We start from the raw sequence: 26,651 nt of genomic DNA, 5'->3' as shown, positions 1-26,651 counted from the left end.
CCCGGCCGCATCTCACTGGTTGTACGCCGGTTGCCGAGGTGACCGGACATCTCCTCCTGAGAGGGACCTGAATCATGCGAAACACCCTGGGAGCCAAGACGATCGCGGCGGTGCTGGGTGCCGGCGCCCTGGCCGTGAGCAGCCTGGGACTGGCCGGCACGGCGCAGGCCTCGACCGGCGGCACCACCGTGAACACGGCGGCCACCAAGGGCTGCGCCGCCAACGACAAGACGGTGCCGAAGGGCGCCGCCCGTGCCGACGCCGGCGACATCGACGGCGACGGCCGCAACGACCAGGTCTGGGTCAGCGACACCCGCAAGGGTTTCCGCACCGCGACCGGCGCCGTGTACTCGCAGAAGATCGCGAACGCCGGTGGCCCCGAGGTCGGCGTGCGCGCCCTGCACCTCAACCACGACGTGGTCGCCCTGATCGAGCAGGGCCGGCTGACCTACGTCACCGCCTTCGCCGACTGCAAGCTGAAGAAGACCACGCTCAAGAGCGGCGCCACGGTGCACTTCGACCGCGGATTCACCAGCCCCTACCGGGATCTCGGCTGCATCGGCGACGACGACTACAGTGAGCTGAACGCCCTGACCCTGGGCCACGACACCACGTACAAGAAGTCGTGGTCGGTGAAGCAGACCGTGGTGAACATCAGCGCCAACGGCAAGAAGGCGTCCAACGGCGACAGCACGACCAAGCGCTACACCACCCGGGCCAAGGCGATGAAGGCCCTGAACGGCCTGGCGAGTGGCCAGACCTGCTCGACCGAGGTGGCCTCGCAGGTCTGACCTGGCGGGTTCCCCGGCGCCTTCCTCAGCGGTCGGTCAGCTCCCGGGCGTGCGAGATCACCACCGGGTCCTGCCAGAACGAGGAGTGGAAGTGCGTCGGGGCCAGGGTGCTGCCGTGTTCCGGCTCCAGCGACGGCGGGTCCAGGCTGATCACGTCGACCTGCTGCTCGTCCGACACCCGCTGCTGGGGCCGGGGCAGGCCGAACACCCAGCCGCCGATGTAGTCGCTGCGGCGCACCACGTTTCGCCAGCGCGGGCTGGGTGGTTCGGGGGCGCGCACGTTCGGCGGTGCGGGGTCGACGTCGGACGGCTCCGGCGGATCGTTGCGGGTGCTCTCCGGGTGCGGCCCGCTGAGCAGGTCACGCAGGGCCAGGGCGGCCTGGTGGCCGAAGTAGGCCGGGAAGGCCCGGCCGTACAGACGGCGCAACGGCGCCGCCAGCGTCATCAGTGACACCCGGCCGAGGACGTCCTCGGGCAGCTGGGCGATCACCGCCACGCTGATCGCGGTGCCCTGGCTGTAGCCGGTGAGCAGCACGTGCCGGGGGATCACCTCGATCGCGCCGGAGGTCTCGCCGGGCAGCGGCACCGAGCGTCCGTCGGCGTGGGTGGCGCCGGTGAGCACCCAGATCCGGTCGACCACCTCGGGCACGGCCTGCTCGGCGTAGCACGGCGGGGCGAGCGGGTGCACGGCGCGCGGCCAGAAGGTTCCGACGTCCCAGATGATCCCGACGGTCTTGCGGGCGTTGGGCGAGCGGATCTGTGTGCGCAGCACCCAGACCCCCGAGGCCGCGAGCAGCCCGCCGATGAAAACGCCCAGGGTGGGCACGATTCCGGCGACCCCGCTGAAGGCCTGCGAGGTCTGGGTGACGTCCATGCCCTCGAACACCCAGAAGAACGCGGCCCAGCAGACGGTCACGGTGCCGATCACCGCGGCCACCTGATCGGTCAGCGAGGCCAGTGCCCAGTGCCGGGCCACCTGGGTGACGGCCGGCTGCGGGGCGTCCCGCTCGTCCGGGGGGTACCAGTCCACGACCGGGTCCGGGCCGCCGTCCACCTGGTCGCCGAAGAGCTTCTCGCGCGCGGCGAACCGCTTGGTCATGCGGCGGTAGCGCAGATACAGCCAGGCGGCGATGACCAGCATCGGGGCCAGGTTGAACACGGCCCCGGCGGAGTAGGCGAACATCGAGTCGGGCAGCAGGATGGTGTTGGCGGTGTCGATGTTCTCCTTGTGCAGCGAGACACCGTTCGGCTCGCCGAAGATCCGCGCCACCGAAAGGTTCAGCGCTGCGGTCAGAACCCCGCCCAGCAGCACCGCCAGCAACGTGATCACCGGGGCGGCGTAGCCACGCAGGAACGGCTCCCAGCCCGCGGGCTGCTTGTCGGGGGAGTGGTGCAGCAGCACGGCCACCAGCACGAGAAGCACTGCCACCAGGGAGAACTGGATCAGGGTCAGAGCGGTGACGGCGCCGAGCAGGCCGTGCGGCGCGGCGTGCCGGGTCTGCGCCGGCGCGCTGTCGATCACCCATGGCGAGGCCACCACCCCGGCCAGCAGCACCAGCCCGGACACCCAGGCCAGGGCCTTGAAGGTGGTGGCGAACCGGGCCACGTCGTCGTTGCCGCCCACCGTGTCGCGGTCGGCGACGAACCCGGCCAGGATCACCGCGGCCACGAGAATGGTTGCCGAAACGCCGATCTGGACCTGCTGCCAGAGCCCGAAGGTGTCGGTGCAACCGGCCAGGGCCAGCGAGATGACGGCGAAGGCGACCGCGATGTGGGTGTTGCGCAGCCGGGCCGCCGCCGAGGCGCCCCGCCAGAACCCGCGGTCGCGCAGTGTCAGCCGGCCGGAGGGGAGCCGGTCACGCCGGTTCTCGCCACCCACCTGCACACCGGGCGCGTAACTGCCGCGACCGGTGCTGAACGCCTCGTAGTGACTGGCCGTGGCGGCCCCGGCGTACCAGAGGGCGCAGATCACAGCGGCCACGGCGACGGTGGCCACCGACATCCGGGTGGCAGTGGAGGCGTCGGTGTACCAGCTCAGCCACCACCAGTCGCTGCCCATCCGGTCCACGCCGTTCTGCCAGGCGATGGTGGAGTGGAACAACGTGACCAGGCTGCCCACGAACTGGGCGGTCGCGGCCAGGGCCAGCAGCCGGATCACCACCCGGGCCAGGGCGTGTGCACTGCGCAGCCGCCGGCCCCGGCCCTTCGGGTCGCCGGCCGGGAGCATGTAGTACGCGACGTTGTAGAGCATGAACGGCAACAGCAGCAGCCACGACGCCGAGGCCAGCGCCCGCGCCGTGAGCCCGCCCCAGACGTAGGCCTCCAGCGGCCAGGGCACCGACGGGCGGCCCACCCCGTCCGGGCTCCAGCGGCGGTAGAACGCGGTGGGCCGGGAACCCGCCACCTGAACCACGTTCGGGTGTTCCAGAATGACCGGGCCGGTGCTGCCGGAGACCCCGTGGATGCGTAACTCCAGCGGTAGCTCCGGCCGGTTCTCCCACTGCTGGTCGACGAGGGCCCCGGCCCGCGCGGCCTGCGCCGGGCTGGTCAGGTCGTCGCCGTCGAACCCGTAGGGGCTCTGAAGGCCGAGCGAGATCCCTGGCACGCCTGGCGCCTCCCCGTCGTGTCGCTGCCGGTTTTCGTCAGGCCAACATCCTGCCCCGTTGCGCCCGGTTACGCCTGTTGTGACTGGTTTTTTCCGGCCTCGACCGCCAGCCGGTCGACGAGGTCGTTCATCGTGTCGCCGGAGTGCCCCTTGACCCACCGGAACGAGATGTCACCCCGCTCCTTGAACGCCGTGATCAGCGGTTCCCACAGGTCGCGGTTGGCCACCGGCTTCTTCTGGCTGTTCACCCAGCCGCGGGCCAGCCAGCCGCGCCACCACTCGTCGCGGAAGCAGTTCACGACGTAGGTCGAGTCGCTGACCACCACCAGCGGGCCCTCCAGGGCCAGGATCGCGTTCAGCGCGGCACTGACCTCCATCCGCTGGTTCGTCGTCTTCGGCTCACCACCGCTGTCCTGCCGTCCGTCCTTGGTAGCCCAGGCCCAGCCGCCGGGGCCGGGATTGCCCGAACAGGCACCGTCGGTCCAGACCTCCAGCGCCCCCTCCGGGGCGGCCATGTCGGGCCTGCGGGCCTTGCCGGTCGTGCGGGCGGTGCGGGTGGCCGGCCGGGCCGCGGCCCCGGCGGGCTCCAGATCGGGCAGCAGCGAATCGTTCTCGCTCGCCGCCGTGGCACAGCCGGTGTGCACCCACTTGCTCGCGGCCTTGGAGATCTCCTCGCCGGGCATGATCCGCCCCGAACACTGGGCGCAGGTGGTGGGGTAACGGGCGGTCATCGGCATCGCGCCAGTCTAGGCAGTCGGCCGCGAGGCCGGTCCGCCCCGCTGTCGGTGTACGGCATCTGAACGTGCCGCGTCGGATCGATGACCGAGGGTTGTTCATCTGGGTTGTTTATGGTGACGGCGCAGATACCGATGCACGTCCTGGTTCGCGGAGAGTTCGCGGAGTTCGCAGAGAGGGAATGGCCGATGGCGGCGGGAACCCATCACGAGATCGAGATCAAGCTGGATGCCGATCCGGAGTTCACCCTGCCCGACCTGAGTGGGCTGCCCGGCGTCGGTTCGGTCGGCCGGGCCGTGGAGCACCAGCTGGAGGCCACCTACCTGGACAGCGACGACTTCCGGCTGATCCGCGGCGGCACCACGCTGCGGCGGCGCACCGGCGGTGACGACGAGGGCTGGCACCTGAAGCTGAAGCAGCCGATCAAGGGTGACGCCTACAGCCGCCTGGAGATTCGCAAGCCGCTGGGCCGCAACGTGCGCAACGTGCCGCCCGCCCTGCTCGGCCTGGTCCGGGTGCAGCTGCTGGGGGCGCAGGTGGCGCCGGTCGCGCTGATCTCGACCACGCGCACGGTGCGTGAGCTGCACGCCGCGGACGGCACGGTGCTGGCCGAGGTCGCCGACGATCTGGTGTCGGCCCACTCCCTGGGCGAGAAGACCAGCGTGGTCTCCTGGCGCGAGATCGAGGTGGAGCTGGTCGACGGCGACCTCGACCTGCTGACGGTGGCACGGGAACGGCTGCTGGCCGCGGGCGCCCGGCCCTCCGACGTCCAGTCGAAGATCGGCCGGGCCCTGGCCGAGCGGATGGGGAACGGGGCGTCGCACCCGGAACCCGCCCCCTCGAAACCGGGGAAGAAGGGCCGCCCGGCGGAGGTCGTGGCGGTCGCCCCGGTCGCCGCCGGTGACCTGGCCCAGGACTACCTGGCCGCGCAGTTCGCCCAGCTGGTGGCGATGGACCCGCGGGTGCGCCTGAACACCGACGACGCCGTGCACCAGATGCGCGTGGTCACCCGCCGGCTGCGCACGGCACTGGCCACCTTCCGGCCGCTGTTCGAGGAGGGCTCGGTCACCGGGCTGCGCGACGAGCTGAAGTGGCTGGGCTCCGAGGTGCTCGGCCCGGTGCGCGACACCGAGGTGATCCGGCAGAAGCTGCTGACGGACGTCGGGGAACTGCCGGCCGAACTGGTGCTGGGCCCGGTCGCCCGGCGGATCCGGCTGGAGCTGGACGCCGAGCACAAGAAGGCGCACCGGCGGGCCGTGGCCGCCCTGGACAGCGATCGTTACCTGGCCCTGATCACCGCGCTGGAGCAGTTCCTCGCCGCCCCGCCGGTGACCGCCCGGGCCACCGCCCCGGCCGAGCGCGAGCTGCGCAGGGCGGTGCGCAAGGCCGCCCGGCGGGTGGCAGCCCACGTCGCGGTGCTGGAGGGTGAGACGGTCGGCAGCCCGGAGCACGACTTCCATCTGCACGAGGTCAGGATCAAGGCCAAGCGTGCCCGCTACGCCGCCGAGGCGGCCCGGCCGGTGATCGGCAAACCGGCCAAGGCCGTGGCCAGGTCGATGGAGGGCATCACCGAGACACTGGGCGACCACCAGGACGGTGTGGTGGAGCGGACCCGGCTGCGTGAGCTCGCGGTGCGGGCGTTCGGCGAGGGCGAGAACGGATTCACGTTCGGTCTGCTGCACGGCCGGATCGCCGGTGCGGCCGAGCACGACGAAAAGTTGTTCGCCGCAGCCTGGCACGAGGCCCGGACTGCGCTCGCGTCCTGGCCGGGCTGACGGAAATCTTTCGAAACCGCCGGGCGGTGGCCGAAAATCACCGACCGGCGGGACAAGCGGGCCAACTGGGGCGGATGGTAATCCGCTGGCGGCGTTGCCAGGTGACGCCGGTAAAGTCTTTTCCCGGCACATGCCAATCAGCAGCTCCCCGGGAGAGAGACGATGACCACCGACTTGGGCGCGCAGGACCTTACCGCGCTCCTCGACAGCGCTCGGCAGGACTATTCGGAGCTGGCGGGCCGCGGCCTGAAGCTCGACCTGACCCGGGGGAAGCCGGCGGCCGATCAGCTCGACCTGGCCGACGAACTGCTGACGCTGCCCGGTGCCGCCACCTTCAAGGCCGCCGACGGCACCGACACCCGTAACTACGGTGGGCTGAACGGCCTGCAAGAACTGCGCGAGATCTTCGCCCCGGTGCTCCAGGTGCCGGTGGCCCAGCTGCTCGCGGCGGGCAACTCCAGCCTGGAGCTGATGCACGACGCGTTCGTGCAGGCCCTGCTGAGCAAGCTGCCGGGTGCCCAGGAGCGCTGGGTCGACCAGGGCCCGATCAAGTTCCTCGCGCCGGTTCCCGGCTACGACCGCCACTTCTCGATCTGCGAGCGGTTCGGCATCGAGATGATCCCGGTGCCGCTCACCGAGTCCGGCCCGGACATGGAGGTCGTGACCCGCCTGGTCGCCGAGGATGCCTCGATCAAGGGCATCTGGGCGATCCCGAAGTACAGCAACCCCACCGGTACCGTGTACTCCGACGAGACGGTCCGGCAGCTGGCCGAGATGCCCACCGCCGCACCGGATTTCCGTATCTTCTGGGACAACGCGTACGCGGTGCACCACCTCACCGACGAGCGGGTGGAGATCGCCGACCTGCTCGGTCTGGCCACCGCCGCCGGCCACGCCGACCGGGTGTTCGTGTTCGGCTCCACCTCGAAGATCACCTTCGCCGGGGCCGGTGTCGGCTTCTTCGGCGCCTCCGAGGCCAACATCAAGTGGTGGCTGAGCAACCTGGGCAAGCGCTCGATCGGCCCGGACAAGATCAACCAGCTGCGCCACGCCACGTTCCTCGGCGACGCCGAGGGCGTGTTCGCCCACATGGAGAAGCACCGCGCGCTGATCGGCCCCAAGTTCGACGCCACCCTGCGCATCCTGGGTGAGCAGCTCGGTGGCACCGGCCTGGCCACCTGGACCGAGCCCAAGGGCGGCTACTTCATCACCCTCACCGTGCCGGAGGGCTGCGCGACCGACGTGGTGGCCCGCGCCGCCGAGATCGGCGTCGTGCTCACCCCGGCCGGTGCCACCCACCCGCTCGGCCAGGACCCGGCCGACTCGGTCATCCGCATCGCCCCGACCTTCCCGACCCAGGAAGACCTCGAGGCGGCCGTGCACGCGCTGGCCACCTGCGTGAAGCTGGTCGGCTACGAGCAGCGGCTCAAGCAGCAGTAGTCCGGCGAGAACCCAGAACGGGGGACGACGAGGAGCTGCTCCTCGTCGTCCCCCGTTCTGCTCGAAACCCTAGGCCAGATCGCCGGTACCGGCGACGAACAGCTCGCCCGGCCCGCTCGCCGTCACCACGCCGTCGCCGTCCGGCAGGAAGCAGGACCGGCTGGGCTCCAGCTTCACGCTCTCCCCGCCGGCCCGCCGCAGCACGGCCGATCCGGTCAGGCACAGCACGATGCGCGGCCCCTCGCCGGGCAGCGTCACCTCGGCGTCACCGGCCTCGATCCGGTGCAGACGGAACTCCGGCACCGGTGTGTCATAGACGTACACGCCGTCGCCCAGCGGCCGCGGCGCCACCACCGGCACCTCGACGGCTGGATCGACCAACCGCAGCAGCTCGGGCACGTCGACGTGCTTGGGCGTGAGACCGGCCCGCAGCACGTTGTCCGAGTTGGCCAGCAACTCCACCCCGGTGCCCCGGATGTAGGCGTGCAGACCGCCGGCCGCCATGAACAGCGCCTGGCCGGGCTCGACCACCTGGTGCCTCATCAGCAGCGAGGCGACCAGGCCGAGGTCGCCCGGGTGATCGGCCGACATCCGCACCACCGCGTCGTAGGCGGCCGGGCCGGTCACCCGGGAGCAGGCGGCCACCACCTCGCCGACCAGGGCCTCCCGGTCGTCGGCGGGCCAGTTCAGCAGCTGCTCGAGCACGGCCTTGAGGTCACCGGTGGCCTCGAGTTCACCGGCCGCCGGGGCCAGCCGGCCGACCTCCAGGTCGCGCATCAGCCGGGCGGCCTCACGCGGCTCGCGGAAACCGGCGAGCACCTCGAACGGGGTCACGGCGCAGAGCACTTCCGGCTTGGGCCAGTCGTCCACGTAGTTGCGCGCGGCCTCGCCCCGGACCAGGCCGCGCGCGTTCTCCTCGGCGAAACCGGCCTCGGCCCGGGGCCGGTCGGGGTGCACCTGGATCGACAGGGCCTTCTCCGCCGCCAGGATCTTCATCAGGAACGGCAGCCGCCCGCCGAAGCGTTCGGCACAGGCTCGCCCCAGCTCACCGTCCGGGTCGGCGGCAACGACCTGGTCGAGCGTCAGCTCCTGGCCGTCGCGGGTGAGTTTCGAGGGCGCCGAGGGGTGGGAGCCCATCCACAGTTCGGCCTCCGGCCCCTCGGACGGCACCGACCGCCCCTGGATCCCGGCGATGACCGTGCGGGAGCCCCAGGCGTACGGCTGCACCACGGTGTCGAGAATGTCCATACCGCGCGACTCTAGGGGGCGCACATGAACAAGGGGACGACGAGGAGCAGCTCCTCGTCGTCCCCTTGTTCGATCGATCTACGCGTCGGCGAAGTTCACCGTGACGTCGGTGTAGCCGAGCGACTCCAGCAGGCCCTCCAGGGTGCTGCGGGTGTTCTTCTCGGCGCGCTCGCGCAGCTCCTCGGTCTCGGTGGCGGCCTGGGTGAGCCGCTGCGAGGCCAGCGCGTACAGCTGCTGGGTCTCGGAGGAGTTGTCGCTGAACGCGTCCTTCACCCGGTCGAAGATGCCGCGGTCCTGGCTGTACACGTAGCTGCGGTCGTAGTCGATGGCCGGCGTGCCGAAGGTGGGGGCGGGCAGGCTGATGGTGGCCTCGGTGCGGTCGGAGTTCACCGTGACCGCCCCGTCGCCCAGCTTGGACAGGTCGACCCCGACGTCGACCGACCCGGCGGCGATGAACAGCGTGCGCTCACCGGCCAGGAACGACGGCACCGGCTTGACGTCTTTCTCCACGTCGACGACGAGCTCGTAGTAGCCGCTGGCGGCCTCGAACTGGCCCATGTCCTGGATGGACTGGAGCACGGCCGGGCCGGAACGGTCGACGGTCTCGTTCTTGAACATGTCCTTGAACGGGTTCAGCCGGTCGAGGGCATTCGTGGTCAGGTTCAGGGCGAGCGCCCCCGACACGATCAGCACCGCCACGACCAGGGCGGCCGTGAGGAAACCGGAGCGCTTGCGCTCCGGCGCGGGCCGGTAGGCGATGGTGTCGCCCGTGCGGCCGCCGTTGTCACCGCCGTTGACGTCGGTGGCCGGCCCGGCCGCGTCCTTGCGGCGGCTCAGCAGGCTGCGGCGGCCGTTGCCGCTGCCGGAGGGCTCCAGGCCACCGGCAGGACTCGCCGTGGTCGACGGTTCCTGCTGGTCGGAGCCGGAAGAACCGGTCGTGGACGCCGTTGATCGGGTGCCCGTGCTCTGGCCCATGACGCCTCCACCCCTACCTGTCTGTGTTGTCCGGATAGCCATGAATGGTGCGACTCACAAGATCCACCGTGATCGTCTCACCACTGACGCTCGTTCGCCCGTTCGGGTTGCAAAGCCATCGTCTGATAGCTTGAAAACGCTACTGAGGATCATTCTCAAGTAACCTGCCGATCGGCAGACGGATTGTCTCTTCGGAAGGACGGCGTCGTGGTGGCGTTGAAGTTCGGCTCGGCCCTGGCGATCGGCACCGTGACGGTGCTCGGGCTGTCGGCCTGCGGTGGTTCCGGCAGCGGTGGCTCGGCCGACTCGTCGGGTGGCACGGTGAACGTGGTGGCGTCGACCAACGTGTACGGCGACATCGCCGCCACGATCGGCGGTGACGCGGTCGAGGTGACGTCGGTGATCAGTAGCGCCAGCCAGGACCCGCACTCCTACGAGGCCGACACCCGCACCCAGCTGGCGGTGTCCAAGGCCGACGTGGTGATCGAGAACGGCGGCGGTTACGACGACTTCATCGACCAGATGCTGGAGGCCTCCGACTCCTCGCCGGCGGTGATCAACGCGGTCGACGTCTCCGGGCTGGACAGCGATTCGGATGCTGCTTCCGACACCGGATCCGACGAGCACGAGCACGGCGAGTTCAACGAGCACGTCTGGTACGACCTGGAGAGCGTGCAGAAGGTCGCCACGCAGATCGCCGCCGACCTGGGCGAGGCGCTGCCGGCGAAGGCGGCCGAGTTCACCGCCAACGCCGAGGCCTTCAACACCGAGCTGGACGCCGTCATCAAGCTCGAGGACGACGCCAAGGACAAGTACGACGGCGAGGGCGTGGCGATCACCGAGCCGGTGCCGCTCTACCTGCTCGAGCACATGGGGCTGGAGAACAAGACCCCGGAGGCGTTCAGCGAGGCGGTCGAGGAGGGCAACGACATCTCGGTGTCGGTGCTCAACGACACGCTGAAGATCTTCTCCTCCGGCGACGTGAAGGCGTTCGTCTACAACGAGCAGACCACCAGCACCGAGACCGAGAAGTTGCTGGCCCAGGCCAAGACCGACCAGGTGCCCACGGTCGGCGTGACGGAGACCCTGCCCGAGGGGCAGGACTACGTCGGCTGGATGAAGGCCAACGTCGAGGCGGTAACCTCGGCGCTCGGATGATGAGCGAGATTGAGGACGGCGCCGAACTCGTGCGCCTGAGCGGCGCCGCGCTGGGATTCGACGCGGGCGAGCCGCTCTGGAAAGACCTGGACCTGACGGTGAGGCCGGGGGAGTTCGTCGCCGTGCTCGGCGCCAACGGCTCCGGCAAGACCACCCTGTTGCGTTGTCTGCTGGGGTTGCAGCCGCTCTCGGCCGGAACCATCAGCGTGCTCGGCAAGCCGCCGACGGACGCCCGGCGTGAGGTCGGCTACGTGCCGCAGCAGCGCCGGTTCGACCCGCTGACCCCGGTGCGGGCCCGAGACCTGGTCGGCTACGGCCTGGACGGGCACCGGTGGGGGCTGCCGGCGCTGAACCGGCGGCAGCGCCGGGAACGCGTCGACGCGGCGCTCGCCGAGGTCGGGGCGAGCCGGTTCGCCGACGCCCCGGCCTCCCGGCTGTCCGGCGGCCAGCAGCAGCTGCTGCGGATCGCCCAGGCCCTGGCCTGCGACCCGCGGTTGCTGCTGTGCGACGAGCCGCTGCTCTCGCTCGACCTGAACCACCAGCGTGAGGTCTCGGCCGTGGTGGACCGGCGACGGCGTGAGCACGACACCGGCGTGGTGTTCGTGACCCACGAGATCAATCCGATCCTGCCCTACGTCGACCGGGTGCTGTACCTGGCCGGAGGCCGGTTCACGATCGGCCCGGTGGACGAGGTGATGACCTCGGAGACGCTGACCCGGCTGTACTCCTCGCCGGTCGACGTGTTCAGGGTGCGTGACCAGCTGGTCGTCGTCGGGGTGCCGGACCATCCGGTGCACGCCCACGGCGATCCCGAACCGGTGGAACCGGCGGAGCAGTCATGAGCTGGGACAAGATCTTCAACTTCACCGACTACTCCGAGCTGCTGCCGCTGGTGCACAACTCGCTGCTGGCCGGGCTGATCCTGGGCGTCGTCGGCGGTCTGATCAGCACCTTCGTGGTGATGCGCGACCTGCCCTTCGCCGTGCACGGCATCAGCGAGCTGTCGTTCGCCGGAGCCTCGGGCTTCCTGCTGCTCGGGCTGAACGTGGTGGCCGGGTCGCTGGTCGGCTCGATCGCGGCGGCCGTGCTGATCGGTCTGCTCGGCGTGCGGGCCCGGGACCGCAACTCCTGGATCGGCGTGCTGATGCCCTTCGGCCTCGGCCTGGGCGTGCTGTTCCTGGCGCTCTACGAGGGCCGGGCGGCGAACAAGTTCGGCCTGCTGACCGGGCAGATCGTGGCCATCGACACGCCCGCCCTGAGCTGGCTGGCGGTGATCTCGGTGGTGGTCGCGGTGGCCATGCTGCTGATCTGGCGGCCGTTGTCGTTCGCCAGCACCGACCCGGAGGTGGCGCAGGCCAGGGGCGTGCCGATGGGGCCGCTCTCGCTGCTGTTCATGGTGTTGCTGGGCCTGGTCGTGGCGATGTCGGTGCAGGTGGTCGGTGCCCTGCTGGTGCTGAGCATCGTGGTCACCCCGGGAGCCGCGGCGGTGCGGCTGGCCTCCACCACGGCGGGCGCGACCGTGCTGAGCATCCTGTTCGCCACCACGTCGATGATCGGCGGCATCCTGCTGGCCCTCGGCAGCAGCATCCCGATCAGCCCCTACGTCACCACCATCTCCTTCGCCATCTACCTGGCGTGCCGGGCGATCGCCTTCGGCCGGAGCCGTATCCACGCCGTGTGAACCACGGCGAGTCGCGACCTGGGTCATTGCTGTGTGACCCAGGTCGCAGCGTTTTGCCGCTGTGTGCACCGCGTGATGTTCGATATTAAAGGCGTGACAAGTTTTTCGTCACGACCTGCCCAGACCGGCGTATCTGTCATGCAAGTACCCAAATCGGGGCAATTGTGGTGATAATCGGTCGGTCGAGGTGGATTGCGTCCTGGACGCAGTTGCTCAAGGAGCCGACGGGTGGCTCGGCGTGGACCCCCGTCCTCTCGGCCCGCGCACCGGCACGCGGCAGGTGTCCGGTCGGAAACGAGGAGGCTTCGGTGAACGAGAAGAAGGCAATGGCGTACGTGAAGGCCGCCGGTGTCGTGACGGCTCTCGTCAGTCTGGCCATGGTGGTGGGCGCGCCGTACAAGTGGTGATCGTGCGCTGAACCGCGCCGATCGACGCTGACCGGGAGTCGTGCCTCCCATTTCCCCATTCGTACGGCCGGCCGGACCTGACCCGACCGGCCCGAGAACGATCCGGATCCGGTTCGGTCCGGGGAGGAAGGGTGGCATGACCGGCACCGGGTCCACCATGACGCTCCGGCGTCGGATCCCGCCGGTCACGCCACTCGGCGTCTATCTGACCGTCGTCGTCCTGCTCGCCCTGCCGCTCCTGGTCTGGATCCTCGGTGCGGTGCTGGTCGAGCAGGCGACGTTCGGCATCCACCGCGGCGTGGTGCTGCTGCTCCTGCTCGGCGTCATCGTGGGCGAGCTGGTGCAGGTGGAAGTGGCGCTGCGCGACGCCATCTCGTGCGTGCTGACGCTGTCGACCACCTTCGCCGTCGCGCTGATCTTCGTCGCCCCGATCGGCCTGGTCATCCTGGCGCAGATCATCCCCCTGGTCGTCGACGACCTGAAACGTGGCAAGCACTGGTCCCGGCCGGTGTTCAACCTGGCCCAGTACGTGCTGTCGGCCGCGGCCGCCCGGTGGGCCTACTGCCTGATCTCCGATCAGGACTTCCTGGTGCCGGGGGCGTTCAAAGACACTGGTGTGGCCGCCGCGCTGCTCGCAGCCTTTGTCTATCTGCTGGTCAACATGGGGCTGGTGCTCACGGTCATCGCCCTGGCCTCGGGCCGGCCGCCGGGCCTGCGCCGGCTCTGGGCTGATGTGCGCCAGCAGCTGGCCATCTCCGGCTCGATGGTGGCCATGGCCCCGGTCTTCCTGGCGGTCACCGACTTCTCGCTCTGGCTCTCGCCGTTGCTGCTGGTGCCGGTCGTGGCGGTCAACGAGATCTCCAAACTGGCCCTGGAACACCGGGACAACGCCTGGCGGGACAGCCTGACCGACCTGCCCAACCGCTCGTTCTTCCTCTCCCAGCTCGACCAGAGGCTGGCGGACCGGCCGGACGAGGGCGGCGCGATCGGCGTCATGTTCATCGACCTCGACCACTTCAAGGAAATCAACGACACCCTCGGCCACGAGGCCGGTGACGCGCTGATCTGCGACATCGGGCACCGGCTGCGCTCGGCGGTGCCGGGTGACGTGACCGTGGCCCGGCTCGGCGGCGACGAGTTCGCCGTGCTCACCGAGCTGCCGGAGGCCGGTCCGCCGCCGCTGGGCCAGGCCCTGGAGCTGGCCGGCCGGCTGACGGCCACCCTGGACGAGCCGGTCAGCGTGGCCGGGATCCGGCTGGAGGTACGCGCCAGCATCGGCATCGCCCTGGCCCCGCAGCACGCCCGCAGCAGCGCCGACCTGCTGGCCAAGGCCGACATCGCGATGTACCTGGCCAAGGGCAACGGGGGTGGCGTGGCCGTCTACGACCCGACCAAGGACGAGAACACCACCGAGCGGCTGCTGCTGCTCACCCAGCTGCACGACGCCCTGGCCGGTGACCAGCTCACCGTGTACTACCAGCCGAAGTGCGACGTGCGCACCGGCCTGGTGGTCGGGGCCGAGGCGCTGGTGCGCTGGCAACATCCCGAGCGTGGCCTGCTGGGGGCGGAGGTGTTCATCCCGGTGGCCGAAACCACCGAGCTGATCACCCAGCTCACCCTGGTGGTGCTGGAACAGGCGATCCGGCAGGTGCGGGTCTGGCTGGACCAGGGACGCTGGATCGGGGTGGCGGTGAACCTGTCGGTGCGTCATCTGGCCGACGTCCGGTTGCCCGAGCAGGTGGAGGCCCTGCTGGAGCGGTACCGGGTGGCGCCGGGGCTGCTCACTTTGGAGGTCACCGAGAACACCGTGATGACCGACCCGCACCGGGCGGTCGCGGTGCTCGCCATGCTGCGCGCGTCCGGCGTGAAGATCGCGATCGACGACTACGGCACCGGCTACTCGTCGTTGGCCTACCTCAAGCGGCTGTCGGTGGACGAGCTGAAGATCGACCGCAGCTTCATCATCGGCATGACCCACGACGACAACAACCAGATCATCGTGAAGTCGACCGTGGAACTCGGTCACAACCTCGGGCTGCGGGTGGTGGCCGAGGGCGTGGAAGACGTCGAGACCTGGCGTCATCTGGAAGTTCTCGGCTGCGAGGTGATTCAGGGCTACACCGTGCAGGCGCCGCTGTCGGCCGGCGAGTTCGACCGCTGGATCGTCGAGTGGGACGCCCACCGCCGGGAGAACGCGATCGGGCAGTTGCACGACGTCGCCTCGGTGCAGTCCACCCAGGCGCTGGCCCGGATCGAGCCGTCCGTGCGTGCCCTGGGGCATTCCTCCCCGCAGGAGAAACCCGCGTGATCGTCGGGGTTCTCGCCCTGTTGCTGGTGCTGCTCGTGCCGTTGACCGGGGGGAGTCTGCTGCGGCTCGGGCAGATCCGGATCCGCGCCTGGGGCCTGCTCGTGGTGGCGCTGGCGGCGCAGGTGCTGGTCTTCTCCGTCTTTCCGGAACTCCCTGGCCGGGTTGGGGTTTCGGTGCATCTGCTGACCTACGCGCTGGCCGGCGGATTCCTCTGGCTGAACCGTTCGGTGCGGGGGATCTGGCTGATCGCGCTGGGTGCCCTGCTGAACGGGCTGGCGATCTTGGTGAACGGCGGCACCCTGCCCTCGTCGGAGTGGGCGACGCGCACGGCCGGCCTGGAGCGCTCGGGCGGATTCGCGAACTCGGCGGTGCTGCCCGATCCGCACCTGCTCTGGCTCGGTGACGTCCTCGCGGTGCCCGCGGGCGTCCCCTTCGCCAACGTGTTCAGCGTGGGTGACGTGCTCATCGTGATCGGTGTGGGGGTACTGGTGCTGGCGGGCTCACGCGGGCCGGCAACCACGCCACGCACCTCGCCGAGTTCCTGGCGAAGTAGCCCTCAGGCCGGGACGGCGGTGCCGGGCGCGGAGTCCAGCGCGGTCTCGTGCCGCTCCAGCCAGGCCAGGAACGCGTCGGTGGACAGGGGCGGGGAGAACAGGTAGCCCTGGGCCTCGTCGCAGCCGAGCTCACCGAGCTCGGCCAGGGTGGCCTCGTCCTCCACACCCTCCACCAGCAGGCGCATGTTCAGCCGGTGCGCGATCTGGCCGGTGCCGGCCACGATCGCCGCGGTGCGGTCGTCGCGCAGGATGCGCTGGGTGAAGGTGCGGTCGATCTTCAGCTCGGTGGCCGGGATGTCGTTCAGGTAGCTCAGTGACGAGTAGCCGGTGCCGTAGTCGTCGATGCTGATCGCGAAGCCGCGCTCGGCCATCGCCCGGATCGTGCCGGCGGCCAGTTGTGGGTCCACCATGAACCCGGTCTCGGTGATCTCCATGACGAACTGCGCCGGGTCGATGTCGCGTCGCAGCACGTCGTCCAGAATCTCCAGCAGCCGGGGCTCGGCCAGGAAACCGGCCGAGAGGTTGACCGACACCCGCAGCTCGCGGCCCTGTGCCCGCCAGCGGTGCCACTGGGTGGCCGCCTCGTGCAGCATCCGCTCGGTGAGAACACCCATCAGGCCCTGGTTCTCGACCAGGTCGATGAACCGCGACGGGCCCAGCAGGCCGTGCCGCGGGTGCTGCCAGCGGGCCAGAGCCTCGGCCCCCACCACCCGCTGGTCGTGCAGACGCACCTGGGGCTGGAAGAACACCTTGATCTGCTCGGCGACCACGGACGGCTGCGAGCACACCCATTGCAGGTCCTCGGCCAGGTCCAGTTCCTCCTGCGCGGCCGCGTCGAGGGCCGAGTCGTAACGCCCGACCCCGCCGCCCGACGACTTGGCCCGGTACATCGCCACGTCGGCCCGGCGCAGCAGCTCGACCCCGGGCATGCCGGGCACGTCGTTGCGGGCCACGCCGACGCTGGCGTAGACCCGCAGGGGACGCCCGTCCAGGCTGCGGTAGGTGGCACCGGCCTCGACCAGACGATCGGCGGTGCGCTCGGCGTCCTGCGCGCCGGTGCCGGTGAGCAGCACCGCGAACTCGTCGCCGCCGAGCCGGGCGAGCAGGCCGTCGTCCGGGATCTGCCGCCGGAAGCTGGCAGTCACGTCTTGCAGCAGGCGATCACCGACGGCGTGGCCGTAACGGTCATTGATGATCTTGAATCGGTCGAGGTCGATCAGCAGCAGCGCCAGGGGACGGCCCTGGGCCAGGGCGTGGTCGACGGCCAGCACCATGGCCCGGCGGTTGGCTACGCCGGTGAGCTCGTCGGTCAGGGCCTCCTCGCGGGCCCGGGCCAGCACCGCCAGGTCGCGCACGACGGTGAAGAACCGGAAGCTGGCCCCCAGCACCGCGAGCCCGGACAGGCCGGTGACCAGGTGGTCGGGCTCCGCCGAGAGTGCCTGCCGGATCAGCACCAGCACGCCGGCCACCAGCACGGTCAGGGCGCCGGCAGTGGTGGACTCGGTCATCGCGGGCCGTACCTCGGAGAACCGGGCCGGGCGTTGCGCGGCCAGCCCGATCAGCGCCACGGCGACCAGGATCAGGCCCTGCGCGGTGGCGGCCCGGTACGACCGGGGCCCTTCGCCGAGGGTGAGCGGGGCCACCGCCACCAGCAGCGGCATGGCCATCGCGGCGGCCACCAGCCAGGCCCGGCCGTCGGCGCCGAGCCCGCTCAGCCGGGCGATGACCAGCACCGAGCCGAGCAGCACCACGCCGGCGGCGATCAGCGCGTAACCCGCCTCGAACCGCCAGAACTCGAGCATCCCGTCGGCGGTGTGCGGCTCGTGCAGCAGATTGGCGATGGCCACCACGACCATCCAGGCGCCGACTCCGTTGAGCACATCGGCCGGGTCGGCCAGCGCCGTGCGCACCCGTTTCCAGCGCACCAGCCCCTGGTAGAAGAACGGCCCGGCGGTGACGCAGCCGACGGTGAACACGATCCAGCCCAGGTCGGCGCCGCCCGGGTAGACGTCCGGCGCGAGCAGGGCCGCGCTCTGCCCGGCGAGCACGGCGACGGCCAGGATCAGCGCACCCAGCAGCAGGTACCGCCAGACCTGGATCTCGTTCTCCTCGGCGATGTCGCGCCGCAGGTTGCGGCGCAGCAGCACCACCGTGACGGTCGCCAGGTAGATCGCGAGCAGGCAGTTCACCGACTGGGTGAGGAAGGCCGCGGCCCGGGCCGGCACCAGCGCCGCCAGCGGGGTGGCGGCGGACAGCACGAGCCCGGCGACCGGGGCGTGCCGGAGGACGTGCCCGGTCCACGAGATGTTCCGGGCCTGCGTCACGGCTCTCCATCGGTCACGGTTACCAGCAGCTGACGAAACGCGGCACCCGCCACCCGTCCGGCTCCCGGCATTGTGCAGGCAGCCGACACGATCCGTGGTCGGGTTCGGCCGGAATCATCAGATGGGAGGATGTCCGGGTGAGCGGCGCCGGACGGATCCTCGTGGTGGACGACGACCCGGGCATCGGTGAGCTGCTGGTCTCCGCGCTGGGGTTCGCCGGTTTCGAGGTCTCGGCGGTCACCGGTGTGCCCGCCGCGCTGACGGCGATCTCCGGCGGCCGGGTGGATGCGCTGGTGCTCGACGTGATGCTTCCCGGCCTCGACGGGTTCGAGCTGGTGCAACTGCTGCGGTCCCGGGGCGACGACCTCCCGGTGCTGTTCCTGACCGCCCGAGACGCGGTCGAGGACCGGGTGCGGGGTCTGCGGCTGGGGGCGGACGACTACGTCACCAAGCCGTTCAGCGTGGTCGAGGTGGTGGCCCGGCTGGAGGCGCTGCTGCGCCGGGCCCGGCCGGGCGAGCAGAGTGCCACGCTGCGCGTGGCCGACCTGGAACTCAACGAGGAGGTGCACAGCGTGACCCGGGGCGGTGTGCCGATCCGGTTGTCGCCCACCGAGTTCCGGCTCCTGCACTACCTGTTGCTGAACTCCGGCCGGGTGGTGTCGAAGGCCCAGATCCTCCAGCACGTCTGGCAGTACGACTTCGGGGGCGACTCCGGGGTGGTGGAACGCTTCGTCAGCAACCTGCGCCGCAAGGTGGACGACGGCCGTGAGCCGCTGATCCACACCGTGCGCGGATTCGGTTACTCGATAAGGGTTTCCGGGTGAGGTGGCGGCCCGGCAGCATCCGCGGCCGGCTGCTCGCGGCCGTGGTGCTGGCGATGACCGTGGTGCTGGCCGGGAGCGCCGCCGTCACCGCCTGGGGCCTGCGCTCCTACCTGGACGGCCGGATCTCCGACCGGCTCCACACTGTGCGCGGTCGGATCCAGCAGGTGATCGGGCTGAACGTGGCCAACCAGGGCGGTCTGCGGGTGAACGAGCGACAGCTCGACCTGCTGTTCGGGGACAACACCGGGCTGATCCTGGTGATCGACGGCCGGGCCGGTTTCGCGCTCGGGCTGCCCGACGTGCCGGCCGGGCGGCTCGTCCGGGCGGCGTCGGCGTCACCGGGTGAGGTGGTTTTTGTGGACGACGACGAGGCCGCCGCCGCGATCGACGTCCCCTCCCAGGGCCTGAGCATCGTCCTGGACGGCGCCGACGAGGCGGTCGACGTCGACTCGATCGTGCTCGCGGTGTCGCGGGAGGACGACCTGAAGACGGTGGCGCGGCTGATCCGGATCGGGCTGCTGACCGGGCTGGCCGCGCTCACCCTGCTCTGCGTGCTGGTGGCGCTCACCGTGCGGGCCGGGCTGCGCCCGCTGACCGACCTGGCCGAGGCGGTGCAGGCGGTGGGCCGGGGCGAACGGGGGCCGGACGCCGTGCCGATGCGGGGCAGCACCGAGACCGAGCAGGTCGCGGTCGCCGTGCGCGACGCCTTCACCGCCCGGGCCCGGGCCGAGGACCGGCTGCGCTCGTTCGTCGCCGACGCCTCACACGAGCTGCGCACCCCCCTGACCAAGATCGGCGGCTGGGTCGACCTCTACCTCCAGGGCGCGGTGCGGGGCGAGGAAGGGGTGCAGGCGGCGATGGAGAAGGTGGAGGCCGAGGTCGGGCGGATGGGCCTGCTGGTGGAGGAACTCTCGCTGCTGGCCCGGCTGGACGCCCAGGTACCCCTCGACCTGTCCGCCGCGGACCTGACCGAGCTGGCCGATGAGGTGCTGGACGACGCCCGGGTGGTGGCGGACGACCGCACCTTCACCCTGGAATCGCCCGGCCCCCTGGTGGTTCCGGCGGATGCCGAGCGGCTGCGGCGGGTGCTGCGCAACCTGGTCGGCAACGCGGTGCAGCACACCCCGGCCGGCACCCCGGTCGAGGTCTCGCTGCGGCTGCACCAGGACCGGGCGCTGATCGCGGTGCGCGATCACGGCGAGGGGATCCCGGCCGATCAGCTGCCGAAGCTGTTCGAGCGGTTCTGGCGGGCCGACGAGAGCCGTACCCGGGCGCAGGGCGGATCCGGGCTGGGACTGGCCATCGTCGAGGCGGTGGTGGTGGCGCACGGCGGAACGGTCGAGGTGACGTCCGTGGTGGGAGAGGGCACGACCGTCACCATCGCGCTGCCGGACCGTGCTCACCGGAACGGATCAGCCCGGAATCACCCGTGATGGTGTTCCATGGGAGCGACCGCCGCATCCGACGCGTGAGGGCGACGTGCACCGAGAAGTGATCCAGGCACCGGCCACCCGCTGGTTCCGCCGCCGGTGGGTGACTGTCACCGCCGGGCTCCTGATCCTCGTCCTGGTGCTCGCGGTGATCGCCGACGTGGCGCTCACCCGCTACGTGAAACACGGTGTGGTGCAGGCGCTGCGGTGTGCCACCGGCGACGGCGAGCTCACACCGGATGTCTCGCTCGGCGGTCCCCCGGTGCTGGTCGAGCTCGCCACCGGCGAACTCGACCAGGTCACCATCAGCGGGCTGTCCACCACGTCGGTGCGGTCCCTCGACGGGCGGGACGCGCGGGCGGGCTCCTCGTCGTCCACCATTCCCCCTGGCCAACTGACCGTGACCCTGCGCGGCCTGGGCCTGGACGACCCGCCCTCGGTGAGATCGGCGCAGGCCTCGGTGCTGATGCGGTGGGACGGGCTGGCCGGGATCGCCGGTTCCGCCACCTCCGAACTGGCCGGGGCCACGCTCGGCGCACAGGACGGCCTGCTCGCCGTCACCCTGAAGGACGAGCTGGCCGGCGAACCGGTGAAGGTGCTGGCGGCGCTGGAGGCGGGCGGCGACACGATGACGGTCACCCCGGAGTCGGTGGTGATCGGCGGCCGCACGGTCGGCCTCGGCCTGGTCTCGCTGTTCGCCGGCGACCTGCTGAAGAACGACGACGGCACGAGCCGCCTGGCCCCGCGCACCGTCGACCTCGACCTGCCCGACGGCACCAGTCTGCGTTCGGTCGCGGTGCGTCCGGGAGGCCTGGCGATGGACCTGTCCGTCGATCCCTCGACGATCCGCGACAACGCCTCCACCGGACGGAACTGCCGGATCTGAATCGGGTTTCGGTGTCCGTCTCGACGCGCGCCGGGCGGGTGTGCCACCTAGGGTCTGCGGGCATGAGCCAGAACAATGGTCTTGACGACGAGTCGGTGGCCGCCAGCACGAGCAAGCCGCCGGAGGAGTGGGTCACCGGGGACGAGCCGGCCACCGGTGCCCAGCTGAGCTACCTGGAGACGCTCGCCCGCGAGGTCGGCGAGGAACTGCCCGGCTCCCTGACCAAAGCGCGGGCTTCGGAACTGATCGACGAGTACCGCGAGCGCTCGCCGCGCGTGGAGAGCTGATCGTCGCCACACTGACGCCATGAGCACCAGGCGCACGGTCGGGGTGGAGGAGGAATTCCTCCTGGTCGACGAGGAGGGCGTGCCGAGTCCGGCCGGTCCACGGGTGACCGCGGGCGGGCACGAGGGCATCGAGCACGAACTCCAGCAGGAGCAGGCCGAGACCGGGTCGCGCCCCCGGATCGAACTGGACGAGCTCGCGGACGACCTGGAGCAGCGCCGGCGTGGCCTGGCCGGGCTCGCCGCCCGGCACGGTGTCCGGGTGGCGGCGCTGGCCACCAGCCCGGTCGCCACCGATCCCACGCCGTTCCCCGACGAGCGGTACCTGCGGATGATCGCCGGCTACGGGCCGACCGCCTCCGAGGTGCTGACCTGTGGCTGTCACGTGCACGTCGGCATCGCGTCGGAGACGGAGGGAATCGCCGCCCTCAACGGCATCCAGCCCTGGCTGTCGGTGCTGCTGGCGATCAGCGCGAATTCGCCCTTCTGGCGCGGTGTCGACACCGGGTACGCCAGCTATCGGCGGCAGGTGCAGGACCGCTGGCCGGCCGCCGGGCCCACCGCGCCGTTCCGCGACCCGGCCGAATACCACGCGATGGTCGACTCGCTGATCGACGCGGGCGTCATCCTCGACACCGGCATGGTCTACTTCGACGCCCGGCTCTCGGCCCGGTATCCCACGATCGAGATCCGGGTGGCCGACGTGGGGGCTGAGCCGGGTAGCGCGGTGCCGGTGGCCGCGCTCTGCCGGGCCCTGGTGGATGCGGCCGTGGCCGGTTCGGGTGACCCGTGGCCGCAGGCCCGGCCCGAGCTGCTGCGTGGCGCCGCCTGGCGGGCGTCACGTTACGGGCTGACCGCCGACCTGGTGGATCCTCTGACAGGACAGGCAATTCCGGCCCGGGCCCGGGTGCAGCAGCTGGTCGACCGGGTGCGGCCGGCCCTGGTCCGGCACGGTGACCTGGACCGGGTGGAGGACGCCCTGCACCAGGTGCTGGAGCACGGCACCGGAGCGGAACGCCAGCGGGCCGCCTTCGCCCGGAGGGGCTCGCTCACCGACGTCGTCCATGACGCCGTCGAGCGAGGCCGTCCCGTCCGGACCGGTTGATCAGCCGAGCTTTTCGCGGATCGCGGGCAGGATCTCCTGCTCCGCCGCCTCGATGTACGACTTCTGCCGGTCCCCGCCGATCTGGATCAGGGCCACGTCGGTGAATCCCGCCTCGGCGAACGGCGTTAGGGCCTTCACGATCGCCTCGACGTCTGTGCCGCAGGGAATCTGCTGGGCGACGTCCTCGGGTTTCACGAACTGACTGGCGGCGTCGAAACCGGCGGTCGAGGGGAGCTCGGAGTTCACCTTCCAGCCCCCGGCGAACCAGCGGAACTGCTCGTGGGCGCGCTGCACCGCGGCGTCCCGGTCGGCGTCCCAGGAGATCGGCAGCTGGCCGACCTTGCGGGCGGGGACGCTGCTGAGCTCGTCCCACTGTCTGGTCAGCGCGGCGTCCGGGTCGGTGGAGATGAACACCTCGGCCTTCGGCGCGAACGCCCGCACCGACTGCGGTCCGCCGACCGCGACACCGATCGGCACGCGCCGCTCGGGCAGGTCCCAGAGCTTGGCCGAGTCCACCCGGAAGTGCTTGCCCGAGTAGCTGACGTAGCCGCCGTCGAACAGCGCGCCGATGATGTCGACGGCCTCCTCCAGCATCTCGTGCCGGATGTTCACCGGCGGCCAGCCCCGGGCGGTGATGTGCTCGTTCAGGTTCTCGCCCGATCCCAGGCCGAGGGTGAACCGGCCGTTGCTGAGCAGGCCGACGGTCGCCGCCTGCTGGGCGACCACCGCCGGGTGGTAGCGGCCGGTCGGGCAGGTCACGTACGTCATCAGTTCCAGGGTCTCGGTGACCTGGGTGACGGCGCCGAGCGTGGCCCAGGCGTTGGGGCTGTGCCCCTGGGTGTCGAGCCACGGGAAGAAGTGGTCACTGATCACGGCGAGGGGGAAACCGGCCTGTTCGGCGGCCGCGGCCTGGCGCACCAGGTCGCGTGGGTCGGTCTGCTCGCACATCAGGGTGTATCCGACGTTCACCATGCCTGCCAACCTGACATTCGCTTCCGGCGCCCGCATTTTCAGCCGGGGCTTCAGCGACCCGGTGCTTGTGCCGAACGAGTGATGGGTCCCCTCGTCCGACGGGACCGGCACGGCGGCGTCGGGGGAACAGTGGTGCGCGGAATCAGGTTCACCATCGGTCGCAGGCTGGCCCTGCTCGGCGGCATCGGGCTGGCGGTCGCCGTCATCAGCAACCTCGCCGCCCTGATCCTGTCCTCGCACGTGCGCGACCTCCAGGACCAGGAACGCAACCACCTGACCGCCTCCAAGCTGATCCGCCAGCTCGACACCCGGGCCAGCGAGCTGAAGGTGGACGGCTACAAGGCCCTGCTCTCGCCGACGCCGGCCGACCTCAAGACGGACCTGGCCGACGACACCCAGACGGTCACCGACCTGTTCACCGAGCTCGCCGCCGTCGATCTGCACGACGACGACCGGCAGATGATCGCGAACATGCAGAACGCCTTCAACGAGTACGTCACCGGCATCGGCGACGTCATCGACGCCGCGATCGAGGACCAGACCGCCGCCCGCAAGGACTACGAGGACATCCAGACCGCCAACGACACCACCGACGAGGCGGTCGGCAATGCCGCCGACACCTTCGACGCGGCGGTGGCGGAACTGGAGAAGGACGCCCAGAGCACGGCCCGCACGATGAACGCGGTCATCCTGCTGATCCTGGTGATCGGGGTGGTCGTGGTGGCGGCGTCCACGGTGGTTCTCTCCCGGGCGATCACCCTGAGGGTGCGCAAGGTGGTGAAGGTGATGAAGGGCGTCGCCGCCGGGGACCTGTCCCAGCACCTCGAAGACCGGGGGAACGACGAGATCGCCGACATCTCCGCCGCTCTCGACGGTGCCACCACCAGGATCCGCACCGTGTTCGGGGCGATCGGGTCGACGTCGGCCCAGCTCCGGCAGGCCTCGGGTGAGCTGACCGAGGTGGCCGGCGAGGTGGGCCGGTCGGTGACCCAGACGTCCGACCAGGCCCAGGCGGCGTCCCGGACGGCGGACGACGTGTCCAGCAACGTGCAGGCAGTGGCCGCCGGCGGTGAGGAGATGACCGTCTCGATCGCGGAGATCGCGAGGAATGCGCAGGAAGCGGCCCGGGTGGCGGTGGGCGCGGTGTCTGCGGTGGAGTCGACCACCGGCACCATGAACAAGCTGGGCGACAGCTCCCGCGAGATCGGCGACGTGGTCAAGCTGATCACCTCGATCGCGGAGCAGACCAATCTGCTGGCGCTGAACGCGACGATCGAGGCGGCGCGGGCGGGTGATGCGGGGAAGGGGTTCGCGGTGGTGGCGGATGAGGTGAAGCAGCTGGCCCAGGAGACGGCACGGGCCACCGAGGACATCTCCCGCCGGGTGGAGACCATCCAGGAGGACGCCGACAGCGCCACCTCCGCCATCACCCAGATCGCGGACGTGATCCAGCAGATCAACGAGTTCCAGACCACGATCGCCTCGGCCGTGGAGGAGCAGACCGCCACCACACAGACCATCAACGCCGGTGTGGCCGAGGCGGCCGGTGGCTCGGGGGAGATCGCCCGCAACATCTCCGGGGTGGCCTCAGCCGCCAACGCCGCCGGATCGACGATCGGCAAGGCCGAGCAGAGCGCCCGTGAACTGGCCGGGATGAGCGACGAACTCTCGCGGCTGGTGTCCGGTTTCAGGTTCTGATCCGGCGGGTGCGGGGATGACGGAAACCGGGGCCGGTCCGATACGCGGCATACATCTTCGGTGAGCGGGTGAACGCGCGGGGCGGAACCTGAGCGTGGAAATCCCTGAATTGCTAGCGATTCTCGATGTCGGGGCGGCGTCCACGTCACTGAGCGGCACCGGAACATGCACCCTCTACAGTGCTGCTCTGGCCGGAACCGGGCTCCCCGTCGAGCATCTCAGGGATCGCCGGGTGTCAGTCGTCTCGTCCTGACCGGAATCGGATTCGCCCTGGCGGGTGCCGGGATCGCCTGTCTCAAAATCATTTTCACACACTGATCGACCGATCAGCGGATCGGTGGGACCGGTGCGGCCTGTGCCTACACCTGATCGCTCCCGCGCGCCAGAGTTTGCGCGTAATTACGTAGAAACTATTACCTGTGGCTGTGCCGATCGGGTGGCTCTATGCTGTTCTCCGTTGCGCCAGTAGGTGATATGCCAATATTGAGCTAAAGAATGCGGAGCGTGACGACATCGGTCGATGTAGCCGTGAGGGTTGTTACACAACGGTTTTCGGCCATGTTCAGCGGCTACGCGAGAGGGTTATGGTGGGCTAATGCGTTCCAGAGATCTCGCTGTTCGCAGCAGTTCGGAGAAGGGCCCGGGTCAGGCATCCGGGCAGGTCGGCGCGCCGTCGCGTCGTCCACTGGGAGACCGCGCACGGTCCCTCGCACAGCGCGTGCTGAAGAAGGCCAGCGCACGCACGGTCATGGTGTGCTCGCAGTGCGAGCTCACGGGTGGCCCGTTCAGCCGGGAAGAGGCGGCACACCTGCTGCGTATCCATGAGCAACTGCACCACGGCATCGCCATGCACCGCCCGCCGCTGCCGCCGGCCACCTGATCTGCCCAGTTCACTGGGGTCGTCACCAGGAAAGATCCCTTCGAAGCACCTGAGCTCCTCATCGACGTGGATGAGGAGCTCGTTCTCTTTGGTGCGGCTTCTGTGGGTGGTGTCGTGGTGGCGGTAACCCGCTGGAGCCGCACAGGCGAATGGGGTTCCCCTCCTCCTGCGGTTCCCGTTCGTTTGAGGACGCCCGACTTGTCTGAGGACGCCGGCTGCGGCGGTTACGTGGGCGGCACGGGGAGGCCGAACACACTCAGCGACCGTCCCTGCACGTCATGTTCAAGAAACCCCAGGTGAACGAGGGCTGTCCGGGGCACGGCGCGGCGATTTGACGGAGCGCGGCTGCGATCCGTAACGTTCTGCCTCGTTGAGCACGGGAGCAACGGACACCGAGTGGCCGGTCCCGAAGCATCAATACCAACTTCACGGCAAGCGACATGAAGTGGCGCGGCTCCAGTAATACGGAGAATCGGCACCGAATTCGCGAGCCCAGAAGATGGCAGCAACAACGCCGGTGAATATCCGCGAAACACGGATTTGACCCGGTGGCAACACGAGAGTAGCGTTC

The 26,651-nt window shown here is 70.2% G+C and carries 21 protein-coding genes; 15 read left to right on the top strand and 6 right to left on the bottom strand.

What is annotated here, in order from left to right; genetic code table 11:
* Nucleotides 1-74 precede the first annotated feature (74 nt).
* Nucleotides 75-791, top strand: a complete 717-nt coding sequence (locus KIH74_RS32805; RefSeq protein ID WP_214160315.1) for a hypothetical protein — start codon at nt 75-77, stop codon at nt 789-791.
* Between the two features lie 25 nt (nt 792-816).
* Here the strand turns inward: KIH74_RS32805 and KIH74_RS32800 are convergent, their stop codons facing one another.
* Together KIH74_RS32800 and KIH74_RS32795 are read right to left on the bottom strand one after the other, a co-directional pair.
* On the bottom strand, nt 817-3,396 hold the full coding sequence (locus KIH74_RS32800) for a hypothetical protein (protein WP_214160314.1): 2,580 nt from the start codon (nt 3,394-3,396) through the stop codon (nt 817-819).
* A gap of 68 nt (nt 3,397-3,464) precedes the next feature.
* Nucleotides 3,465-4,133 carry a ribonuclease H family protein gene (locus KIH74_RS32795; RefSeq protein ID WP_214160313.1) on the bottom strand — a complete coding sequence of 223 codons (669 nt, stop codon included), beginning with the start codon at nt 4,131-4,133 and terminating at the stop codon, nt 3,465-3,467.
* Between the two features lie 186 nt (nt 4,134-4,319).
* Between KIH74_RS32795 and KIH74_RS32790 the strand changes: the two genes are divergently transcribed.
* Together KIH74_RS32790 and KIH74_RS32785 are read left to right on the top strand one after the other, a co-directional pair.
* Entirely contained in the window at nt 4,320-5,906 is a 1,587-nt protein-coding gene (locus KIH74_RS32790) for a CYTH and CHAD domain-containing protein (protein WP_214160312.1), read from the top strand.
* A 162-nt stretch (nt 5,907-6,068) separates the two neighbouring features.
* On the top strand, nt 6,069-7,346 hold the full coding sequence (locus KIH74_RS32785; protein WP_214160311.1) for an aspartate aminotransferase type Ic: 1,278 nt from the start codon (nt 6,069-6,071) through the stop codon (nt 7,344-7,346).
* Between the two features lie 69 nt (nt 7,347-7,415).
* Here the strand turns inward: KIH74_RS32785 and manA are convergent, their stop codons facing one another.
* Both manA and KIH74_RS32775 read right to left on the bottom strand, forming a co-directional pair.
* Nucleotides 7,416-8,594, bottom strand: a complete 1,179-nt coding sequence (manA, locus tag KIH74_RS32780; protein ID WP_214160310.1) for a mannose-6-phosphate isomerase, class I — start codon at nt 8,592-8,594, stop codon at nt 7,416-7,418.
* A gap of 78 nt (nt 8,595-8,672) precedes the next feature.
* Nucleotides 8,673-9,569, bottom strand: coding sequence for a DUF4230 domain-containing protein (locus KIH74_RS32775; protein ID WP_214160309.1), 897 nt, complete (start codon nt 9,567-9,569; stop codon nt 8,673-8,675).
* A gap of 207 nt (nt 9,570-9,776) precedes the next feature.
* Between KIH74_RS32775 and KIH74_RS32770 the strand changes: the two genes are divergently transcribed.
* The 5 genes from KIH74_RS32770 (at nt 9,777) to KIH74_RS32750 (ending at nt 15,782) form a co-directional block, all read left to right on the top strand.
* Nucleotides 9,777-10,727 (top strand): metal ABC transporter solute-binding protein, Zn/Mn family, encoded by a 951-nt coding sequence (locus KIH74_RS32770; RefSeq protein ID WP_214160308.1) that lies wholly within the window; start codon nt 9,777-9,779, stop codon nt 10,725-10,727.
* On the top strand, nt 10,724-11,569 hold the full coding sequence (locus KIH74_RS32765) for a metal ABC transporter ATP-binding protein (protein WP_246573643.1): 846 nt from the start codon (nt 10,724-10,726) through the stop codon (nt 11,567-11,569). Before KIH74_RS32770 ends, KIH74_RS32765 begins: the two co-directional genes overlap by 4 nt.
* Nucleotides 11,566-12,408 (top strand): metal ABC transporter permease, encoded by an 843-nt coding sequence (locus KIH74_RS32760; RefSeq protein ID WP_214160307.1) that lies wholly within the window; start codon nt 11,566-11,568, stop codon nt 12,406-12,408. The genes KIH74_RS32765 and KIH74_RS32760 overlap by 4 nt, the downstream gene beginning before the upstream one ends.
* Before the next feature lie 543 nt (nt 12,409-12,951).
* Nucleotides 12,952-15,123 (top strand): putative bifunctional diguanylate cyclase/phosphodiesterase, encoded by a 2,172-nt coding sequence (locus tag KIH74_RS32755; RefSeq protein WP_214160306.1) that lies wholly within the window; start codon nt 12,952-12,954, stop codon nt 15,121-15,123.
* On the top strand, nt 15,120-15,782 hold the full coding sequence (locus tag KIH74_RS32750) for a DUF5317 domain-containing protein (RefSeq protein ID WP_214160305.1): 663 nt from the start codon (nt 15,120-15,122) through the stop codon (nt 15,780-15,782). Before KIH74_RS32755 ends, KIH74_RS32750 begins: the two co-directional genes overlap by 4 nt.
* On the opposite strand, the gene KIH74_RS39065 is transcribed toward KIH74_RS32750, so the two are convergent.
* Nucleotides 15,680-18,001 carry a putative bifunctional diguanylate cyclase/phosphodiesterase gene (locus tag KIH74_RS39065; protein ID WP_214160304.1) on the bottom strand — a complete coding sequence of 774 codons (2,322 nt, stop codon included), beginning with the start codon at nt 17,999-18,001 and terminating at the stop codon, nt 15,680-15,682. The genes KIH74_RS32750 and KIH74_RS39065 overlap by 103 nt on opposite strands.
* A gap of 137 nt (nt 18,002-18,138) precedes the next feature.
* Between KIH74_RS39065 and KIH74_RS32740 the strand changes: the two genes are divergently transcribed.
* The 5 genes from KIH74_RS32740 to KIH74_RS32720 all read left to right on the top strand — a co-directional run bounded on the left by KIH74_RS32740 (nt 18,139) and on the right by KIH74_RS32720 (nt 22,530).
* Complete coding sequence (locus KIH74_RS32740) at nt 18,139-18,825, top strand: response regulator transcription factor (protein WP_214160303.1); 687 nt, start codon at nt 18,139-18,141, stop codon at nt 18,823-18,825.
* On the top strand, nt 18,822-20,258 hold the full coding sequence (locus KIH74_RS39060) for a sensor histidine kinase (protein WP_214160302.1): 1,437 nt from the start codon (nt 18,822-18,824) through the stop codon (nt 20,256-20,258). The genes KIH74_RS32740 and KIH74_RS39060 overlap by 4 nt, the downstream gene beginning before the upstream one ends.
* A gap of 46 nt (nt 20,259-20,304) precedes the next feature.
* Entirely contained in the window at nt 20,305-21,141 is an 837-nt protein-coding gene (locus KIH74_RS32730; RefSeq protein ID WP_214160301.1) for an LmeA family phospholipid-binding protein, read from the top strand.
* A gap of 62 nt (nt 21,142-21,203) precedes the next feature.
* Entirely contained in the window at nt 21,204-21,428 is a 225-nt protein-coding gene (locus KIH74_RS32725) for a DUF3072 domain-containing protein (protein WP_214160300.1), read from the top strand.
* Nucleotides 21,429-21,447: 19 nt separating this feature from the next.
* Nucleotides 21,448-22,530, top strand: coding sequence for a carboxylate-amine ligase (locus tag KIH74_RS32720; protein ID WP_214160299.1), 1,083 nt, complete (start codon nt 21,448-21,450; stop codon nt 22,528-22,530).
* Here KIH74_RS32720 and KIH74_RS32715 read toward each other — a convergent pair whose 3' ends face one another.
* The gene (locus tag KIH74_RS32715) at nt 22,531-23,499 is read right to left on the bottom strand and encodes a TIGR03557 family F420-dependent LLM class oxidoreductase (RefSeq protein ID WP_372492163.1); all 969 of its coding nucleotides are present in this window, start codon (nt 23,497-23,499) and stop codon (nt 22,531-22,533) included.
* Between the two features lie 135 nt (nt 23,500-23,634).
* Between KIH74_RS32715 and KIH74_RS32710 the strand changes: the two genes are divergently transcribed.
* Complete coding sequence (locus tag KIH74_RS32710; RefSeq protein WP_214160297.1) at nt 23,635-25,200, top strand: methyl-accepting chemotaxis protein; 1,566 nt, start codon at nt 23,635-23,637, stop codon at nt 25,198-25,200.
* A gap of 595 nt (nt 25,201-25,795) precedes the next feature.
* Entirely contained in the window at nt 25,796-26,080 is a 285-nt protein-coding gene (locus KIH74_RS32705; protein WP_214160296.1) for a hypothetical protein, read from the top strand.
* Nucleotides 26,081-26,651: the final 571 nt, after the last annotated feature.

The sequence above is a fragment of the Kineosporia corallincola genome (genome assembly GCF_018499875.1).
Taxonomy (GTDB): domain Bacteria; phylum Actinomycetota; class Actinomycetes; order Actinomycetales; family Kineosporiaceae; genus Kineosporia; species Kineosporia corallincola.
The sequence above is the reverse complement of the archived record's forward strand: the minus strand, read 5'-3'. Positions and strand labels throughout refer to the sequence as shown.

Coding starts and splice junctions, on each gene's coding strand:
- KIH74_RS32705 (WP_214160296.1), top strand. CDS start 25,796: ATGCGTTCCAGAGATCTCGCTGTTCGCAGCAGTTCGGAGAAGGGCCCG.
- KIH74_RS32790 (WP_214160312.1), top strand. CDS start 4,320: ATGGCGGCGGGAACCCATCACGAGATCGAGATCAAGCTGGATGCCGAT.
- KIH74_RS32795 (WP_214160313.1), bottom strand. CDS start 4,133: ATGCCGATGACCGCCCGTTACCCCACCACCTGCGCCCAGTGTTCGGGG.
- manA (WP_214160310.1), bottom strand. CDS start 8,594: ATGGACATTCTCGACACCGTGGTGCAGCCGTACGCCTGGGGCTCCCGC.
- KIH74_RS32765 (WP_246573643.1), top strand. CDS start 10,724: ATGATGAGCGAGATTGAGGACGGCGCCGAACTCGTGCGCCTGAGCGGC.
- KIH74_RS32725 (WP_214160300.1), top strand. CDS start 21,204: ATGAGCCAGAACAATGGTCTTGACGACGAGTCGGTGGCCGCCAGCACG.
- KIH74_RS32805 (WP_214160315.1), top strand. CDS start 75: ATGCGAAACACCCTGGGAGCCAAGACGATCGCGGCGGTGCTGGGTGCC.
- KIH74_RS32760 (WP_214160307.1), top strand. CDS start 11,566: ATGAGCTGGGACAAGATCTTCAACTTCACCGACTACTCCGAGCTGCTG.
- KIH74_RS32775 (WP_214160309.1), bottom strand. CDS start 9,569: ATGGGCCAGAGCACGGGCACCCGATCAACGGCGTCCACGACCGGTTCT.
- KIH74_RS32720 (WP_214160299.1), top strand. CDS start 21,448: ATGAGCACCAGGCGCACGGTCGGGGTGGAGGAGGAATTCCTCCTGGTC.
- KIH74_RS32755 (WP_214160306.1), top strand. CDS start 12,952: ATGACCGGCACCGGGTCCACCATGACGCTCCGGCGTCGGATCCCGCCG.
- KIH74_RS32785 (WP_214160311.1), top strand. CDS start 6,069: ATGACCACCGACTTGGGCGCGCAGGACCTTACCGCGCTCCTCGACAGC.